The organism is Gordonia malaquae, assembly GCF_037148075.1.
Lineage (GTDB): Bacteria > Actinomycetota > Actinomycetes > Mycobacteriales > Mycobacteriaceae > Gordonia > Gordonia malaquae.
On sequence record NZ_JBBCUB010000003.1, the window covers coordinates 260,745 to 276,782 of the forward strand.

The 16,038-nt window shown below is 65.3% G+C and carries 17 protein-coding genes; 8 read left to right on the forward strand and 9 right to left on the reverse strand.

Translation table 11 applies throughout. From position 1 onward, the window contains the following. Nucleotides 1-16: 16 nt before the first annotated feature. Nucleotides 17-634 (forward strand): TetR/AcrR family transcriptional regulator, encoded by a 618-nt coding sequence (locus WFK36_RS13260; protein ID WP_008381932.1) that lies wholly within the window; start codon nucleotides 17-19, stop codon nucleotides 632-634. Here WFK36_RS13260 and WFK36_RS13265 read toward each other — a convergent pair. The 4 genes from WFK36_RS13265 to WFK36_RS13280 are packed head-to-tail and all read right to left on the reverse strand — an operon-like array spanning nucleotide 628 to nucleotide 3,897. Beyond that, nucleotides 628-1,410 carry an AAA family ATPase gene (locus WFK36_RS13265; protein WP_336792224.1) on the reverse strand — a complete coding sequence of 261 codons (783 nt, stop codon included), beginning with the start codon at nucleotides 1,408-1,410 and terminating at the stop codon, nucleotides 628-630. The genes WFK36_RS13260 and WFK36_RS13265 overlap by 7 nt on opposite strands. After that, nucleotides 1,407-1,898 (reverse strand): hypothetical protein, encoded by a 492-nt coding sequence (locus WFK36_RS13270; RefSeq protein WP_336792225.1) that lies wholly within the window; start codon nucleotides 1,896-1,898, stop codon nucleotides 1,407-1,409. The genes WFK36_RS13265 and WFK36_RS13270 overlap by 4 nt, the downstream gene beginning before the upstream one ends. Next, nucleotides 1,895-2,812, reverse strand: coding sequence for an AvrD family protein (locus WFK36_RS13275; protein WP_336792226.1), 918 nt, complete (start codon nucleotides 2,810-2,812; stop codon nucleotides 1,895-1,897). Before WFK36_RS13275 ends, WFK36_RS13270 begins: the two co-directional genes overlap by 4 nt. Further along, nucleotides 2,809-3,897, reverse strand: coding sequence for a beta-ketoacyl-ACP synthase 3 (locus WFK36_RS13280; RefSeq protein ID WP_396248919.1), 1,089 nt, complete (start codon nucleotides 3,895-3,897; stop codon nucleotides 2,809-2,811). Before WFK36_RS13280 ends, WFK36_RS13275 begins: the two co-directional genes overlap by 4 nt. A gap of 91 nt (nucleotides 3,898-3,988) precedes the next feature. Between WFK36_RS13280 and WFK36_RS13285 the strand changes: the two genes are divergently transcribed. From WFK36_RS13285 to WFK36_RS13295, 3 genes are all read left to right on the forward strand, one after another. Continuing rightward, nucleotides 3,989-4,540, forward strand: coding sequence for a TetR/AcrR family transcriptional regulator (locus WFK36_RS13285; protein ID WP_336792227.1), 552 nt, complete (start codon nucleotides 3,989-3,991; stop codon nucleotides 4,538-4,540). 73 nt (nucleotides 4,541-4,613) lie between these two features. Continuing rightward, nucleotides 4,614-5,534: an SDR family NAD(P)-dependent oxidoreductase gene (locus tag WFK36_RS13290; RefSeq protein WP_336792229.1), complete on the forward strand. Its 921-nt coding sequence runs from the start codon at nucleotides 4,614-4,616 to the stop codon at nucleotides 5,532-5,534. Between the two features lie 284 nt (nucleotides 5,535-5,818). Then, nucleotides 5,819-7,162 carry an MFS transporter gene (locus tag WFK36_RS13295; RefSeq protein WP_336792231.1) on the forward strand — a complete coding sequence of 448 codons (1,344 nt, stop codon included), beginning with the start codon at nucleotides 5,819-5,821 and terminating at the stop codon, nucleotides 7,160-7,162. Nucleotide 7,163: 1 nt separating this feature from the next. Here WFK36_RS13295 and WFK36_RS13300 read toward each other — a convergent pair whose 3' ends face one another. From WFK36_RS13300 to WFK36_RS13315, 4 genes are read right to left on the reverse strand one after another with little or no spacing between them, the layout of a single operon-like run. Next, nucleotides 7,164-8,021, reverse strand: coding sequence for an LLM class flavin-dependent oxidoreductase (locus WFK36_RS13300; protein WP_336792233.1), 858 nt, complete (start codon nucleotides 8,019-8,021; stop codon nucleotides 7,164-7,166). Between the two features lie 39 nt (nucleotides 8,022-8,060). After that, on the reverse strand, nucleotides 8,061-8,696 hold the full coding sequence (locus WFK36_RS13305) for a TetR/AcrR family transcriptional regulator (RefSeq protein WP_336792235.1): 636 nt from the start codon (nucleotides 8,694-8,696) through the stop codon (nucleotides 8,061-8,063). 48 nt (nucleotides 8,697-8,744) lie between these two features. Further along, nucleotides 8,745-9,722: an oxygenase MpaB family protein gene (locus WFK36_RS13310; protein WP_336792237.1), complete on the reverse strand. Its 978-nt coding sequence runs from the start codon at nucleotides 9,720-9,722 to the stop codon at nucleotides 8,745-8,747. Nucleotides 9,723-9,738: 16 nt separating this feature from the next. Continuing rightward, nucleotides 9,739-11,628, reverse strand: a complete 1,890-nt coding sequence (locus WFK36_RS13315) for an acyl-CoA dehydrogenase family protein (protein ID WP_336792238.1) — start codon at nucleotides 11,626-11,628, stop codon at nucleotides 9,739-9,741. Between the two features lie 146 nt (nucleotides 11,629-11,774). On the opposite strand from WFK36_RS13315, the gene WFK36_RS13320 reads away from it, so the two are divergent. Next, on the forward strand, nucleotides 11,775-12,326 hold the full coding sequence (locus WFK36_RS13320; RefSeq protein WP_336792240.1) for a TetR/AcrR family transcriptional regulator: 552 nt from the start codon (nucleotides 11,775-11,777) through the stop codon (nucleotides 12,324-12,326). After that, nucleotides 12,326-13,876 (forward strand): MFS transporter, encoded by a 1,551-nt coding sequence (locus WFK36_RS13325; RefSeq protein WP_336792242.1) that lies wholly within the window; start codon nucleotides 12,326-12,328, stop codon nucleotides 13,874-13,876. Before WFK36_RS13320 ends, WFK36_RS13325 begins: the two co-directional genes overlap by 1 nt. Here the strand turns inward: WFK36_RS13325 and WFK36_RS13330 are convergent. Further along, nucleotides 13,873-14,442: a TetR/AcrR family transcriptional regulator gene (locus tag WFK36_RS13330; RefSeq protein WP_336792244.1), complete on the reverse strand. Its 570-nt coding sequence runs from the start codon at nucleotides 14,440-14,442 to the stop codon at nucleotides 13,873-13,875. The genes WFK36_RS13325 and WFK36_RS13330 overlap by 4 nt on opposite strands. 47 nt (nucleotides 14,443-14,489) lie before the next feature. Here WFK36_RS13330 and WFK36_RS13335 point away from each other — a divergent pair, with 47 nt between their 5' ends. Together WFK36_RS13335 and WFK36_RS13340 are read left to right on the forward strand one after the other, a co-directional pair. Beyond that, nucleotides 14,490-15,299: a thioesterase family protein gene (locus tag WFK36_RS13335; RefSeq protein ID WP_336792245.1), complete on the forward strand. Its 810-nt coding sequence runs from the start codon at nucleotides 14,490-14,492 to the stop codon at nucleotides 15,297-15,299. 28 nt (nucleotides 15,300-15,327) lie between these two features. After that, complete coding sequence (locus tag WFK36_RS13340) at nucleotides 15,328-15,996, forward strand: hypothetical protein (protein WP_336792247.1); 669 nt, start codon at nucleotides 15,328-15,330, stop codon at nucleotides 15,994-15,996. Nucleotides 15,997-16,038: the final 42 nt, after the last annotated feature.

Sequence of the window (16,038 nt, forward strand, 5' to 3'; positions counted from 1 at the left end):
CGGTACGCTTCCACACATGGTTGATGGAACTCGTTCGCGTCGAGCTGAGTATGCGGAACTCACAAAGCAGGCGATCCTGGATGCCGCGGCCGACTCCTTCATCAACAACGGCTACGCCGACACCGGGCTGGACGAGATCGGCCGAGTCGCACGCGTGAGCAAAGGCGCGGTGTACCACCACTTCGCCGATAAGCCGGGCCTGTTCGCAGCGGTCTTCGAAGCTCGATGCAGTGCAGCGCTCGAGTCGATCGTCGAGGTGATGCCGGAGGAGATCACCCCTCGGCAGGCAATTCATGGAGCGATTGCGGCAGTGCTCAATGCCTACTCAGAGGGCCCCGAGCTGCGCGAACTCTCTCGCCAGGCCGGACAAGCACTAGGGGAGGGCCGGCGTCGCGAGATCCAACAGCGGAAGTCGGTTCCCTTCGTTCAATCGATTTTCGAGAACGCGGCGGCGGACGGATCACTGCGAGAAGGAATCGACATCACTGTCGCGGCCAGGATGGTCCTCGAGCTGGTTTTCGACGGCGCGGTGACCTACGCCGAGGATCCAGAACGTCCGGGCTACCGAGACCAGATGGAGCAAGTGCTCGTCGCAATGGTCACGGGGTTGCTGTCGGACGCAGATTCTCAGTAGCGCGCGGCGTACTTGAGCGTTCGGACAACTGATCGTCCGCGCTCGTCGGCACGGCGGCGCGCATCCTCGTCGAGACGCCGGTGTGCCATCCGGACGCGTTCGTCTGCGATGGCCACGGCCTCCTGAGTCTCGGTGATCTGAGGAAGCCCGAAGTGTTCGATGACGGTGGAGAGTCGTTGCTCCACCGAACCGCGGACCACCAGAACCGGCAGCCCGGTGGTGCTGACAGCATCCCGGAGCAACGTGTCGGAGAGCGCCCGAAACGGTTCAGACACTGGACGGTGACCGTCTGCGATCAGCGAAAACTCGACGGGCAGATGCACATAGGCGTCATACATCGAGGAGGCCCGCTCGCAGACCAGTTCGCCGAACAGATCGAGGTATTTCGTGTACGCGCCGCCGTTGCGGAGACCGACTGCCCGTGTCAGCATCTGGAGGACCCGAGGCGCTCCGGGGTTGATCCCGGTCTGAGCACGCGCCGCACCGTACACCCATTCGTGGATGACGGATCCGTCGGAGACGAACCGGGTCATGCCGTTCTCGTTCGTCAGGCGCTCCGAGTATCGACGGATTCCGAGCTCGATCAATTCGAGCGAGTCGAGCTCCCTGACAGTCTTCCGCGGATTGATCTCGGCAAGGATCTCCCTCGACGTGAGTGCATGAGTTCTTGGAATCCCCGTCGCGATCGACAGGGCCTCGGTGAGGCTCGACTTTCCCGTCGAGTAAGTGCCGGAGACGGCGATCCGGGCAGGCGCCCATGTGCGGGTAGATGTCACAGGGTCTTCTCCAGGTGGCGGATGAACTCAGTTATGGGAGCAGTCGTCGCGGGTGTCGCGACCGCCAGGCCGCTCGCGTCGATGAGCTTTGCGAGTTCGGGATCTGTCACGTCTCCGATGATGATCACCAGGTCGTACGAGGCACGCGCATGTCGAATCGACGTGTCCCTGTGCATTCGCAGATACCGCCGAGAGAAGCGTGCGTCATCGCGTTGACTTCCGGTGGCCGACGTGACGTGTCGGTTCAGTGCCGCCCAGTCGTCCAGGACCGAGCCTGCCGACAGGAGACTGGAGTGCCGGGCCTCTCCAGCGATTCGCCGATCGAAACGGCGCAGCGACTCACCGATCGCCGCCCACAGATCGCCTGGCGCAAAGTCGCTCGGACTCGCTGGGACGACAGCACCGAATGCAGGCGAGAGCTGACGGACGGCACTCTCGATGTCTGAGGGGTCGCCGGTGACCACCACGCGGAGCGGAATGACAGTCATACCGTCGCCCCCGGCAGACGATGGGCTACGCGGCATGTCGCAGTGAGACCGCCGAATCCGGTGAGCTCGAGGTCGGCTGACCTCCAGAGTGAACCGCCCATCGTGACCACGGAGGTGCGGCGCGCTGTGACGACGGGTGTGAACTCCGTTCCGACAGAGACGCTGCGAGCCGTCTCGGATGCAAGCGTCAGTCGCCGCATCCACAGGGTGTCCGAATGCGATCGGTCGATCCCGTCGAGCCTGTACAGAAGGACCTGCGCAAGCTGCGCCGAGCAGACGAGAGCGTCGACCATGGTCAGCTCGCCTGTCGACGTCGCGATGACCGTCGCCTTGCCGGTCACCGTTCCGACGTCTGACGCATCGATGTCGTTGATGCCCACATGATTGTCCAGGGGCCCGGCCCCGTCAGGCTGGAGATGCGCGGAGGTGTGAGCGTCGGCCCGAACCGTGGACGAGACGACGTGCGGGTGCGTCACGACGACGGAACCACGCATCGACGCGATCGTGAAGTGAACCGTGGAGTGGACTTCATCGGTGGCGGCCGGCTCCAGGCGCAGAGTGAACGGGACCATGTCGAGGTTCTCGACAGGTGAACCTCCCGCCGAGATCGTCACCGACGTCACGTGTTGAGCCGCGGCGGGGACGCCGAGGGCGGACTCGACCACGGTCTGAGCTGCAGATGTGGCGATGATGAGTGTGTCGACGCTGCTCAGGTGGGGTACCAGAGTGGACGAGTGTGACTTCACCGACCAGGTGTCCGGGTACGAGAACCGTGCATGCGCGTGGTACACGAGCGGGTCGTCGCTCTGGCGGAGCGGCTCTAGTGAGCGTCCGACGGTTCGGAATCCGTCGCCGAAGTATCGGTAGGCGGCGTCGCCGAGCAACTGGTCGATGGAGTCGGTTGTGAGAGTCATGCGGTTGCCCTCGAGTCGGTTGCAATGGATTGTTCGTGCGCCGATCGGAAGGCGGGGAGCTCGATCAGTTGTCCTGCCCAGCAGAGTCCCGCGCCGAAACCTACGACGAGGGCGATGTCGCCCGGCGCGGCCGCACGCGACTCGAGGAGGGTCTGCATCGCAAGGGGGATCGACGCCGCTGAGGTGTTTCCTGAGGCGGTGACGTCGTCGGCGACGGCCACCGACGGCGGAAGCGACGTCGATCGGGCGACGGCGTCGGTGATCCGCTTGTTCGCCTGGTGTGGAATGAAGGCTTTGATCTCGACGTCGACCTGGGACTGGATGTCCTTCACCACCTTCGGGACCAGCTCGACCGCCCAGCGGAACACGGACGGCCCGTCCATGGCGAGGACCGGCGGCCTCGCGTGGCGATCGCGGAGGAAGTCGTCCCACGTGACGGTCTGGGTGATGGAGTCACGCCGTCCGCCGTCCGATCCCCACACCACTCGCCCGATCCCGTCCCTGTCGGATGGTCCGATGAGCACGGCTCCGGCGCCGTCGCCGAACAGAGGCGCGGTGTAGATGTCATCGAGGTCGAGGCGGGTGGTGAGCTTCTCACTGCCGATCACCAGTACGTTCTCACTGCTTCCACAGGACACGAGGTCGGCTGCGACCGCGAGGGCGTGGGTGAATCCTGAGCACCCGGCGGCCAGATCGAACGCTGCGGCATTGGCGGTGCCGATCTCGTGGGCCACCTGGGCGGCGGCGGGCGGCGTGCACAGCATGTGTGTCGACGTCGCGACGATGACGGTGTCGACATGCTCTGCGCCGACGCCTGCCACCTCGAGCGCTCGTCGCGCGGCCGCGGCAGCCATCGATGCGACGGTGTCGTTTTCACGTGCGTAGTGCCGCTTCCTGATGCCGGTCCGTCGTCGGAGCCAGACGTCGGGGTCGCTTGCAGTGGGCGTTCTGAAGTTCTCGTTCGTCACGGTGTCAGGCGGTCGATAGGTACCCACGGACAGCAGGGACGCCCCGCGGAATCCGGTACGCGACGGCCGTAGGCCCGAGGTGATGGGAGGGTCTGAATGAATCATGGTCGGTAACATACTCACGTACAGTGATAGCGTGCAAGCAAATTGAAAGTCTTTGGTCTGTTCAGCTGTTTGGGCGACACCGGCTGTCTGGAGGGATATGCGCATGACGGTCAACCGAGGTGCGACGCGCCCTGCGGCCCCGGTCCGCGAAAGACTTGTGCTGGAGGCCACGCGCTTGTTCTCGACCGACGGGTTCGCTCGTACGTCGTTGTCGCGAACCGCCGGAGCCGCGGAGTGCAGCGTCGGGGCCGTCCACTTTCATTTCGGAGACAAGCGTGGCCTGTTTCGCGAGTGCTACCGCGCCGCGTGGCGCGCTCTGCCGGTGTCGATCGATGAAGGCGGAGGAACGGTTGCCGATCGGGTGGTTCGGATCGTCGACGCGTCGTCTGCCGACCCCTATCTGCCACGCCTTGCGACCCAGGCAGTGGAGGCGCTGGGAACATCCGGGGCGCTCGGCGTCGAACGTGAGTTGTGGGGCCCAGCGCTCGGGGCGAACGATTCTGTTGCGGAAAGACTGGTGGCGACTCTCATCCGAGACCTCACGACATCGCGCGAGACACAGAGCCGGGATCAAGTCGTTCGCGCGCTCATCGACGGCCTGTTCAGTTCCGATTGCCAGAGCTCCCGGAGGATGGGATCAGTCGGTAGTAGTTGACGGCCGGACGGCCCACCCCCAGGTGTACGACGAGTCGGGCAGTCCGATCTCGTCGTGAGATGACAGGAGCGCAATGGGATCCGCATTGGCCGGAAAGACCGCGTTGGTCACCGGCAGTAGTAGGGGAATCGGCCGGGGGATCGCGCAACGCTTGGCGGCAGAGGGTGCGACGGTGGTGGTCAGCGCCCGATCCAGGGGAGTGTCACCGTCGGTTCGTGCCGACACCGCGACGTCGTTGGCCGGCACTGTGGACGAGACATCGGCGCTGATCGAGGCGGCAGGAGGCCGGGCGGTTGTGATCACCGCGGACATCAGCGATCCCGCCGACCGAGAGCGGCTCGTCCGTGAGACCGTCGAGCAGACGGGCCGCCTGGACATACTGGTCAACAACGCGGGGTACGCCGACTACTCAGTGGTGTCGGACATGTCGATGGCGACGTTCGACCGCACTGTGGAGCACTACCTCCGGGCGCCGTTCGCGCTGTCGCAGGCCGCGATTCCGCATATGCGCTCGGCCGGGGCAGGCTGGATCGTCAACATCGGATCGTCGACCGGACTCGATCCGATCCGCCCGTTCCGGGAGTACAACAAGGATGCGGGCGACGTGATCTACGCGTCGATGAAGGCGGCGCTGCATCGATTCTCACAGGGGCTCGCCGCGGAGCTGGTCGACGACAACATCGCGGTCAACGTCGTGGGACCGTCCACGGCGATCATGACTCCCGGTGCCGCCGCGCTGATCCCGGAGGGCTTCGAGACCGAGCCGGTCGAGTACTTGGCGGAGACGGTGCTCGCCATGTGTGTGCAGCCTGCGTCCGAGCGGACGGGACTGGTCACGTTCAGCCTCCATTACCCATGGGACACCGAGTTGGACGTGCACAGTCTCGACGGCTCGAGCGTGCTGCCGCGGCTGGAGCCGCCGTCGTGGTCGAATCCGAACATCCGTCCCGACGGCATCGGTGAGACAGTGGGTGCCCGGGTGTCGGTGGGCTGACCTTCCGTTGGTCGCCGAACAGGCCGATGACAACTCGCGTTGTGCCCCGATCGTCGGCAAGTTCTCGAAGCCAGCTTCAACGGTTTCGAACCCGAGGGAGTCGCTTGAAGCCGCACGCGCTGCAGACACCAAAACGGTGTCCGAGGAAGTCGATCATCTGGCCGCCGGCCTCCATGCCTTCGCCGCGTCTCGGGTTCGGACCCGTCTCTGCCCAGGCGGCCATCGAAGCCTTCGCTGTCGCATCTGCCGATCCAGACGTTTCCCATCCATTGAAGAGGAATCCCATGAGCGACCTTCAATCATCGGCGTCAACCGACGAGACAGTGCACGACCAGCGTGGACAGGTGAGGCGCGTCGTCATGTCGAGCCTTCTCGGCACCGTCATCGAGTATTACGACTTCTTGCTGTACAGCACGATGGCGGCCCTCGTCTTCGGGCGGCTGTACTTCCCGTCGTCGAACGGGGCGGTGTCGACCATCGCCGCGTTCGGCACTCTTGCGGCGGGTTACGTGGCACGGCCCCTCGGCGGAGTCCTGTTCGGGCACTTCGGGGACCGGCTCGGCCGCAAGTCAATGCTGATCCTGTCGATGTCGCTGATGGGTGGGGCGAGCTTCCTCATCGGCGTGCTCCCGACCTTTCACACGATCGGAATCGCGGCGCCGATCCTGCTCGTCGTTCTTCGACTTGTGCAAGGCATTGCGGTGGGCGGCGAATGGGGCGGCGCGGCGCTCATGGTGATCGAGCACGCCGAGAGAGACAAGCGCGGCACGCTTGCCGGTGTGATGCAGATGGGCTCGCCGCTCGGTTCCCTCGCGTCGACGGTCGCCGTCCTGGCGGTGACGGCGCTGCCGGATGAGAGCTTCATGCTCTGGGGATGGCGAATCCCGTTCCTGATCAGCGCGATCCTTCTTGCGATCGGTCTCTACGTGCGGCTGAGTGTGGTGGAGAGTCCGGTGTTCGCCCAGGCTGTCGAGGAGGCGTCGGCGGTCAAGAGCCAGAGGATTCCGGCACTGCAGGTTCTCCGGCAGCCCCGAGCGTTGATTCTGGCGACCGCCGTCGGCATCGGGCCGTTCGTGATGACCGCGTTGATCAGTTCACACATCCTCGCGTACGGGCCCGCTGTCGGATACGACAAGTCTGATGTGGTCCGTACGCTGCTGTTCACCTCGTTCACGGCGTTGGTCTGTATTCCGCTCTTCTCTGCGCTGTCGGATCGCTTCGGCAGGCGCACGGTCAGTCTCGCCGGAGCCGTCGGCGCGATCGTCTTCGCTTTCCCGCTCTATGCGATGGTCGGCAGCGGCTCAGTGTTCGTCCTGACCGTCGGCCTGATGATCGCGATGGTCATGCAGAACGCGCTGTACGCGCCGCTCGCCCCGATGCTGTCCGAGATGTTCGGCACCGGGGTCCGGTACACGGGCGTGTCGATGGGGTACCAGATGGCCAGTCTCCTCGGCGCAGGCTTCACTCCGATGATCGCCGCCTGGTTGGTGGATCTGAACGACGACTCCAGCGTTCCGCTGAGCCTGCTGATGGTCGCGGGCGCCGCGATCACCATCGCCGGCATCTCGCAACTGCGGGAATCACGCGGTCGCGACCTCACTTCCGACATCTCGTCGACGTCGGTGTGACCTACGGACTGTCGAAACCGCGTTCGGCGAGAGCGTCCAGAACAGCGATGTCGCCGCGGTACGGCTCGTCGTCGCGCGGCCAGTGGACGATGACGTCGGTGAAGCCGATGTCGGCCGCACGGCCGACGAGATCGTCGAATCGGCTGACCGACTCCAGCGCCGACGCAGGCGCGCTCGCCAGATTCAGGTAGGTGTCGATCGTTCGCCCGGCGGCGGCCGCAGTGTCGGAGGCCAGTGCGTGGTTGGAAGCGACCGCCGCGAACCAGTCGTCGAGCGCGTCGGTCGACGGTCCGGTCGTCAACCAGGCGTCGCCTGTCCTGGCCGCGAATCGAACGGACCGCGGCCCGTTGCCCGCCAGGATCAGGGGCACGCGGGCGCGGACGTCGCCTCCCACCAGTCGCATGTCGCGCGCGGAGTAGTAGTCGCCGTCGGCGTCGACGTGGTCGTCCCGAAGCGTGCGGTCGAGCAGGAGTGTGAACTCCTGAAACCGGTCGACCTTCTGTTTCGGCGCCAGGGGTGGTTGGCCGAGCAGACCGTCGTCCGGAGTTCCGCCGGCGCCGAGGCCGAGCAGCAGTCGTCCGTCGGAGATGTCGACCAGCGTCTGCACCTCGCGTGACGTGCTCACCGGGTGACGGAAGTTCGGAGAGATCACGTACGTCCCGAGCTTGATCCGCTCGGTGACGCTCGCCGCCGCGGCGAGCGTCGGCGTGCAGGAGAACCACTGCGCGTCGGGCAGCCCGCCCCACACGAGATGGTCGTACGTCCAGGCGTGGTGGAAGCCCATCTCCTCGGCTCGCTGCCACAGCGGGCGCGCGTCGCGCCACGGCATGTCGGGGAGGATGCAGATCCCGTATCGCATGGTGTCGACCCTAGCGCGGTCCGTGGGACGGGCACGAGGTCATGCGCTACGCATCCCCCGATAGACGGCTGCTCCGATGAACGCGCCGAGATCCTCGGGCGTCATCGAACGGTCGGAGTCGGCACCGAGAAGTGTTCGGACTGCGCCTTCACCGGACGAGACCCAGAACTCGACGAGCGCGGCGAGCTTCAGCTCTGCATCGGCGGTTCCCCACGCGTCGAGGGTCGGGGCGAGCAACTCTCGGCATCGCTCGACCACGATCGCCCGGCCTCGGCCGAACAACTCGGTGACCTCGGCATCAGGGTTGCCGTAGAGGAGTCTCCACGCTTGCGGTCGCGCGGCGACAGCGGCCAGTAGGGCTTGGAAACCCTCGATGAACACAGCTTCGGTGGCGTCGACCGTTCGAGCGCGCAGGATCCCCGGAAGTGCTTCGCCGAGATACCGCTCCTCTCGATCGATCAGAGCCGCGAGGATCTCTGATCGACCGGAGAAACACGCATAGACGACCGGACGAGTGACATCGAGTGACGATGCGATGGACGCGATCGTCACGGAGGAGATCCCGTCCTCGTTCGCTATCTGCAAAGCCGCGTCGAGAATCTGGGGCCGGCGTCGATCAGGTCCGAGATGCTCGGCCCGGTTGCGCGAGCCGCCGCTGGTTCGACTCGACGTCACGCTCACCTCCGGTGCGACCTGACTCCTGCAATGATCTGCGGTCGAACACTACGCGACAGGCACACCGTTCTCAGGTGCGGGTCCGCGCGAGGGTCGGTACGTCTCTCGGGCATGCGCAACGGTCGGAGTTGTTGCGCTGTCGGGCGATGGACTCGACAGATGCTGCGCATACAGCGCGCCGGTCATCGGGCCGATCGCACGCCGGACCAGACGACTCGTCAGTCGGGGCTCGCGGCGGAGCAGACGTACAGCAGCGCGGACGGCCGGCGGATAGGCGGCGTCGACGATTGCGGGATGGTCGAAACCGCCGACTGTGCGCATCCATTTGGGGAGGGTGGCGATGGCCGCCGGCGCGACGATCCGACTGCTCGCCCACACTCGAGGCCCACGATCGATAGGTGTGTGGAGGAGGTAGTGCATGCCGCGGTGCGCACGTTCGGACACGCAGAGCCCAGACCGGACCGTCTCGAAATAGTCACGCACCTCGTCGCGGTTGGTGGGGACGTCGGACGGGCGGCAGGTCTGCAGCTCGGCGGCGACCACGCAATCGGCCCAGTACCGCTTCTCTTCTTCTGCGGTGAGCTTGCCCGGGCCGTACATCTCGTAGCACTTGAGAACGGAGTGCCACCCGGTCACGTGGATCCAGAGCTGCGAGTCCGGGTTGTTCGCGCTGTACCGTCGCCCGGTGATCGGATCGACTCCGGTCGACTGAGCATGGACCTTGAGAAGATGATCAGACGCGGTCACCGCCATGCGGCTGTCGCCGACGGCGACCACCAGAAAGTAGGCGAACGTGTGGTCCAGACGCCCGTACGGGTCCGTGTAGATCCCGCCCACATCTGCGACGGATGCGGTCAGCGCCGGGTCGAAGTGTTCCAACGTCACCGCTCGCTGGAATCCGATGAGCGCGGTGGGGGACGTCCACACCTTCCAGGTGGGAGAGTCGGGACCGAAGAAGCCGTTGTCGACTTTTCTGAGGGGCATGGTCGGTGTGTCGAAGGCCGGCCGGTCGATGTGTGTGGTCATGTCTGCTCCAGTCGATTCAGGGGTTCATCGTGTAGGCGCCGGCGAGTTCCCTGGCCCGTTCCAGAACCCGTTCGGTCCGGTCGTCGTCTGCGATCGGGCGGCGGATGAGTTCGAGTGCCCTGCGCTGCTGTGCAGGAGTGGAGGTCGGCTTGCCGCTCAAGGTCACCGCATGGCGGGAGAAGTCGCGCACCAGCAGATCAAAGAGGTGATCGAGCACATCACGATCCGTTCCCACGAGGCGAGCCTGCTCAAGGATCAACTGCGCATACGGGATCAGCGTGAACAGTTCGCCGAGTGCGAAGAGGAAGTCGACATCGCCGCGTTGATCGGATGTCGGCGCGGCGGCGGCGAGCAGCGATTGGAAGGTCAGCGCCTGGTCGAGGAAGACGGCGACGTTCGGGACCTCCGAGAACTGCTCGAAGATCGGCCGCCAGTCGGGGAACACGATCTTGCCGAGACCTGCGCTCGGTCCCTGGTTGAACAGGAAGGTGTCGTCGGCGGTGTCCCGGCGCACGGGCACGTCGGCGGTCGGGACGCGTGCGGCCTCTTTTCGAAGGCGCGGGACGGCGGTTGCGGCGTGCCGACCGGCCCAGCGAAGTGCGCCGGCGATAGAGGAAGTCGGTATCGCTGACGGTAGGCGCCCTAGCGCCGCGAGCCCGACGTCGGACGGATCGAACATGTAACCGGGCATGAACTTGAGCGCCAACGCCATGTTCACGTGAACCGTCCCCTCCAGGCGTGGCAACCCGAACATGGCGGTCAGCCCTACAGGGAAGTACATGTCGTTCTCGAATCCGCGCGCCGCGATGACATCTGCGACGTCCTCGTAGAGTCGCTGCCCGCTTCGAGTCACCGACATCTTCTCGATGGCGCTCACCAGCAGGTACCGACGATCGTCTCGATGGGCGGAGCGCATGTAGTCGATGGCGCGTTCGCTGTACAGCTTCATGCCGACGAGACGAGCGTAACTGTCCGTGATCAGACCTCGGACCTGAGGAAACTCCGTGACTCGATGGCCGAACAGGACTCGTGAATCGGCGTGGGTGAGTGCCTCGTACATCGCGTGTTCGCAAGCGCCGATTGCGCCGAATCCGAGATTGAACTTGCCGACGTTGACTGTGTTCATCGCTGCGTCGAAGGCCGCCCGACCGGTGTGGAGGACGTCGGCGTCCTCCACGGGGTAGTCCTCGAGGTCGAACGCCGCCACATACATCTGCGAGTCCACGACGTTCTTGCGCAACTTGTACTCGTCAGCACGAGAGTCTGCGGCGAAGAACATGTAGCCGGAGTATTCGGCGTCCGACAGTCGTCTGTCGGTGCTGGACGAGTCGATGACCGATGCATCGGAGCGGCGGCCGAAAACCGACACCATGGCCGCGCGGTTGCCGTTGCCGATGTAGTACTTGCCGCCTGTCGCGGTGAATCCGGCTCCGTTCGGTCGCGGGTCGAGGAGCATGTCTGTGGAGTACACGTCCGCCCCGTGCGCCTGCTCCGACAATCCGAAAGCGAAGATCTCGCCCTGCTCGAGAAGGGTGGCAGCCCGTCGGCGTGCCTCCGTGTTCGTGCTCTGCCAGATCGGCATGAGTCCTAGGACCGTGACTTGCCAGACGTACCAGTACTGCATGCCGTAGAAGCCGAGGACCTGACTCAGACGTGCGTTGCGCGCCGTGTCCCAGCGCTTGTCCGGGTCGCCGTCCGCGAACTCGGCAGGTGTGAGGAACGTGGCGAACAGACGCTCTCTCTTCACGAAGTCGAGGAAGTCCTGGTACCAGATTCGATCCCTGTTCTCGGCGAGCAGGCGCTGCTTTCCCAGAGTTTCGAAGTAGTCGACGGTCGCGCCGAGCAGGTGGCGGGTTGCGTCGTCGAACTCACTGAATTCGCAGGTACGGGGGTTGAAGATGTCCACGGTGCCCAATCTCGTTCAGTTCCTACAACTATGTAGGAATCATTTCCTACGCCAATGTAGCATTGGCTTGCGAAAAATGCAGTTGCCGTCGACTCGGAAGTTCTGTACACATGTACATGTACAAACGTACAGAATTGGAGGCTCTGATGGCGAAGCACGACCCGCAGGCGCGGCGTCAATCGATCATCGAGGCTGCAGCCGACCTGATCGCCGAAGTGGGACCGGGCAAACTGACGCATCGACTGGTCGCCGCCCGCGCCGACGTTCCGTTGGGGTCGACGACGGCGTACTTCACGTCCATCGACGACCTCCGCCAGGCGGCCCTGGCCTTCCACGTCGAAGACATCGATCGCACGTTGAAACAGATCGGCGACGAGTTCGTCGCCGACCCGGCCGGCGCTCCGGATCGGCTTGTCGACTACCTCTTCGAGTACCTCTCAGATCAGCGGAGCGTCGCGTCTGCCGCCGCCCTCAACTCGACGGCCACGTTCGACCCGCAGGTGCGTGAACTGGCCCGACGGTGGACTGACGGCATGATCGAAGCGCTCGCCGAACACATCGGCCACGACAACGCGCTCGCCGTCGCGATCATCTCCGACGGCGCGTGCGTGCACGCCGCCATTCGCGGTGCCCCCGTCTCCAAAGCCGACCTGCAACGAGCCTTCGCGCCCTTCCTGAATCACCCAGAGGACAGCTGATGACCGACATCACGACACCGCCGGCCCGACCGCCGATCTCGACTCGCCGCGCATGGGCGGCGACGATCACGCTCTCGATGAGCCTGCTCGTCATCACCATGGACATGACGATCCTCAACATCGCGCTGCCGACCATGTCGCGCGAGCTTCAACCGTCCGGGGAGCAGCTCCTCTGGATCGTGGACGTGTATTCGCTCGTCCTCGCCGGCCTGCTCGTCGCGTCGAGCGCCGTCGCCGACCGCTGGGGCCGCAAACGTCTGCTGCTGACCGGTTACACGATCTTCGCACTGGCCTCACTGCTGGTGCTGTTCGCAGACTCGCCCGGTGCCGTCATCGCGATCCGCGCCATGCTGGGCATCGGTGGCGCCATGATCATGCCGACCACCTTGTCGCTGATCAGAACCATCTTCACCGACACCAAACAGCGCGCGATGGCGCTCGCGCTGTGGTCGGCGATCGCCGGTCTCGGTGCTGCCATCGGTCCCCTCGTCGGCGGTGTTCTGCTCGAGAACCTCTCGTGGCATTCGGCGTTCCTCGTCAACGTTCCGCTGATGGTGTTGGCCATCATCGCCGGCGTGCTCCTGCTCCCGGAGTCGGTGTCCGACAAGCCGGGCGCCTGGGACTGGCCGACCATCGGGCTGTCGTTCAGCGGCATGATCGCGCTGATGTGGTCGATCAAGAAGTTCGGCAAGGAATCGAGTCTCGCCGTTCCGTCCGCATGGGTCGTCTTCGCCTTCGCGGTGATCGCGTTGACGGTCTTCGTCCGACGCAGTCTGCGGCAGGACGATCCGATGCTCGACGTCGGACTGTTCCGCAGCCGTCCGTTCACCGGTGGCATCGCTGGTGCGCTCGGATCGATGTTCGCGATGGCCGCGGCTCTGCTTCTGCTCGCTCAGTGGCTGCAGAGCGTGGAGGGCAGCTCGCCCATCTCCACCGGCGTCAAGCTGATCCCGCTCGCGCTCGCAGCGGCAGGCGCGTCTCTCGTCGCCCCGAAGTTGGCGAGCATGATCGGTCCGCGAGCGGTCCTGGCGGGAGCGATCGGTCTGTCCGGGCTTGGCATGGTCGTGATTTATCTGATCCCGGGTGAATTGACATATGCGTCGATCGTCATCGCGTTGTGCCTGGTGGGAGCGGGTATCGGCTCATTGGCTGTCGGTTCGGTCCTCATCATGTCGGGTAGTCCCGAGCATCGAGCGGGTAACGCTGCGGCGATGGAGGAGACCTCGTACGAGGTCGGAAGCGTCCTCGGCGTCGCGATCCTCGGCAGCGTCGCGTCGGTCATGTACCGCGCCGACCTCGACTCGTCAGGCGAGCTCGCCAAACTGCCCGGCGAGCTTGCGGGCCCGGCACGGGAATCGATCGGCGCGGCTGTCGACATCGCGAATGTAGCCGGACTGCCCGATGTCGCGGAGGCGGCGGGGGAGGCGTTCACCGGATCGATGCAGGTCACCAGCCTGATAGGCGGCCTGATCATGCTCGGCGTGGCGCTGACGGTCTGGTTCGTCGTCCCGCGCGGAACCACGCTGGACCCCGACGCCGGTCACGGTTAACCGAGCTTCGGGCCCCAGACCGCGCGGGCGTGAGCCGCGAGCGTGTGGAAGACGGATGCGTCGCGGGTGGCGCGTGCGGTGAGGATCGCGCCCTCCAGTCCGGACACCAGGACAGAGCCTGCGGCGGCCGCCTCGTCCGCGTCGAGGCCGTCCCGGACGAAGGCGTCGGCGATCAGTCCCTCGAAGCGACGGAATGCGGTCGCCGCCTCCGCGGCGGCGGCCGGGTACTCCTGGGCGCTCAGCGAGGCGGCGGCCAGCGGGCAACCGAGCCGGTAGTCGCTCTCGATCAGCAGATCGGCCCACTGCTGGGCCCAGAAGTCGACCGCGTCGAGCGTGGACATCTCGCCGAGGACGGCTTTCAGCATGTTTCCGACTGCCTTGCCGGACTCGGCCGTGGCGACGCGAAGCAGGTCGGCTTTGCCGTCGGGAAAGTACTGGTACATCGACCTGCGGGCGACCTTGCTGTGCTCGAGGAGTTCGGACATCCCGAATCCGTCGGCGCCGCGACTGCGCAAGAGTAGCGTCGCCGACGTCAGCAGGCGTTCGCGTACGGGCGTCGTGGTCATGACCACAGCATAGCGATGTAGAACGATCATTCTGTTAGATTCGAGACATGACCCACGTCTTCGATGAAGCGACAGCCGTCACCGCCCTCGACACGGACGCTCACACTGTCCGAGCTACCACGCACCCGGCGTACAACAACATGGTCGGGCCGTTCGGCGGCATCACCGCGGCGACGATCGTCAGCGCACTGCAGAAGCACCCCGACGCGCTCGGCGACCCCCTCGCACTGACCGTCAACTACGTGGCACCCATCGCCGAGGGCCACTGGGACCTCACACTCGTTCCGGTGCGCACCAACCGCACCAACCAGCACTGGACGTTCACCATCGACCAGCAGGACCACACCGTCGCCACCGGCACCGCGGTGCTCGGCATCCGACGAGACACCTGGACCGACACCGAGCCGACGGCCCCGCAGGCACCCGATTCCGACTCCGTCGAGGCCGTCGACTTCCCCGACTTCATCGCATGGGCGCGGAACTATGAGAAGCGCTTCATCGTCGGCGGGATGAACGACGGTGCCCTGGACGATTCGACGACGACCATGTGGATCCGCGACCTGCCCGAGCGGCCGCTCGACTTCGCGTCGCTGACGAGCATCACCGACACCTTCTTCCCCCGCGTGTTCCTGCGCAAGGGCGCATACGCGCCTGCGGGCACGATCTCGCTGACCACGTACTTCCACGCCAGCGCGGACGAACTGGCCGCGCAGGGATCACGACCGGTCCTCGCCACCGCGAAGGCCGCGCGCTTCGCCGGCGGCCACTTCGACCAGTACGGCCAGATCTGGGGCGACGACGACGTGCTGCTCGCGACCACCCACCAGCTCGTCTACTTCAAGGACGCTCCGGCCTGAGCGAGGCTCGCCCAGTAGATTGAAACGCATGTCGCAGAAGTCGTTCAGGGCCGTCGGCTCACTCCTGGCCGGTGTCGCAGTCGTCGCGGTCGTGTCAGCGTGCAGCGAATCGGAGACGGTGGATCCCGCCGTCCAGCGGGCCCTCGACTCCGTCCTCACGGCCGACGACTTCCCTGCCGGGTACAGCGTCGTCACCCTCGGCAAGGACGAGAAGAAGACGATCGTCGACCAGTTCGACGACAGTCGCCGCGACGCCGAGGTGACCCCCGCGTCGTGCAAATCGAGTCACGAAGCGCCATCCGATTCGGAGACGGGCAGTGTGGTCGCGGTCAACGGCCAGTCCACGCTCAGCCAGTCGGTGTCGCAGTCGACCGAATCGGCGACCGGCCTGATCGCCGCCGTGTCGGGCGAGTGCTCGAAGGTCACCGTGAAGCTCACTGCAGGTCCGGCCAAGGGCACAACCGCGGTCATCACCAGCGCCGACGTGCAGCCCGCGACGATCGAAGGATTCGACGGCGTCACGTTCCGCCAGGTGTCGACTGTCGACGACGAGGAACGACAGGGACTCATCGGGCGATTCCAGGTGGACGGTTACCTCGTGACAGTCCAGTCGGTGAAGGCCGACGGATCGATGCCCGATCGAGCAGGTTTCGACGCGACGGTGGCCGCTGCGGTCAGAAAAGCTGCCCGCGCCTGACCAGCGCCGCGCCTCGCGGTCGCCCGCGTGAGCGGACCGCGT

Excerpts from the sequence above, each read along its gene's own strand:
- WFK36_RS13320 (WP_336792240.1), top strand. The coding sequence starts at position 11,775 with ATGGCGAAGCACGACCCGCAGGCGCGGCGTCAATCGATCATCGAGGCT.
- WFK36_RS13295 (WP_336792231.1), top strand. The coding sequence starts at position 5,819 with ATGAGCGACCTTCAATCATCGGCGTCAACCGACGAGACAGTGCACGAC.
- WFK36_RS13260 (WP_008381932.1), top strand. The coding sequence starts at position 17 with ATGGTTGATGGAACTCGTTCGCGTCGAGCTGAGTATGCGGAACTCACA.
- WFK36_RS13300 (WP_336792233.1), bottom strand. The coding sequence starts at position 8,021 with ATGCGATACGGGATCTGCATCCTCCCCGACATGCCGTGGCGCGACGCG.
- WFK36_RS13325 (WP_336792242.1), top strand. The coding sequence starts at position 12,326 with ATGACCGACATCACGACACCGCCGGCCCGACCGCCGATCTCGACTCGC.
- WFK36_RS13290 (WP_336792229.1), top strand. The coding sequence starts at position 4,614 with ATGGGATCCGCATTGGCCGGAAAGACCGCGTTGGTCACCGGCAGTAGT.
- WFK36_RS13310 (WP_336792237.1), bottom strand. The coding sequence starts at position 9,722 with ATGACCACACACATCGACCGGCCGGCCTTCGACACACCGACCATGCCC.
- WFK36_RS13275 (WP_336792226.1), bottom strand. The coding sequence starts at position 2,812 with ATGACTCTCACAACCGACTCCATCGACCAGTTGCTCGGCGACGCCGCC.
- WFK36_RS13280 (WP_396248919.1), bottom strand. The coding sequence starts at position 3,897 with ATGTTACCGACCATGATTCATTCAGACCCTCCCATCACCTCGGGCCTA.
- WFK36_RS13270 (WP_336792225.1), bottom strand. The coding sequence starts at position 1,898 with ATGACTGTCATTCCGCTCCGCGTGGTGGTCACCGGCGACCCCTCAGAC.
- WFK36_RS13330 (WP_336792244.1), bottom strand. The coding sequence starts at position 14,442 with ATGACCACGACGCCCGTACGCGAACGCCTGCTGACGTCGGCGACGCTA.
- WFK36_RS13335 (WP_336792245.1), top strand. The coding sequence starts at position 14,490 with ATGACCCACGTCTTCGATGAAGCGACAGCCGTCACCGCCCTCGACACG.
- WFK36_RS13340 (WP_336792247.1), top strand. The coding sequence starts at position 15,328 with ATGTCGCAGAAGTCGTTCAGGGCCGTCGGCTCACTCCTGGCCGGTGTC.
- WFK36_RS13285 (WP_336792227.1), top strand. The coding sequence starts at position 3,989 with ATGACGGTCAACCGAGGTGCGACGCGCCCTGCGGCCCCGGTCCGCGAA.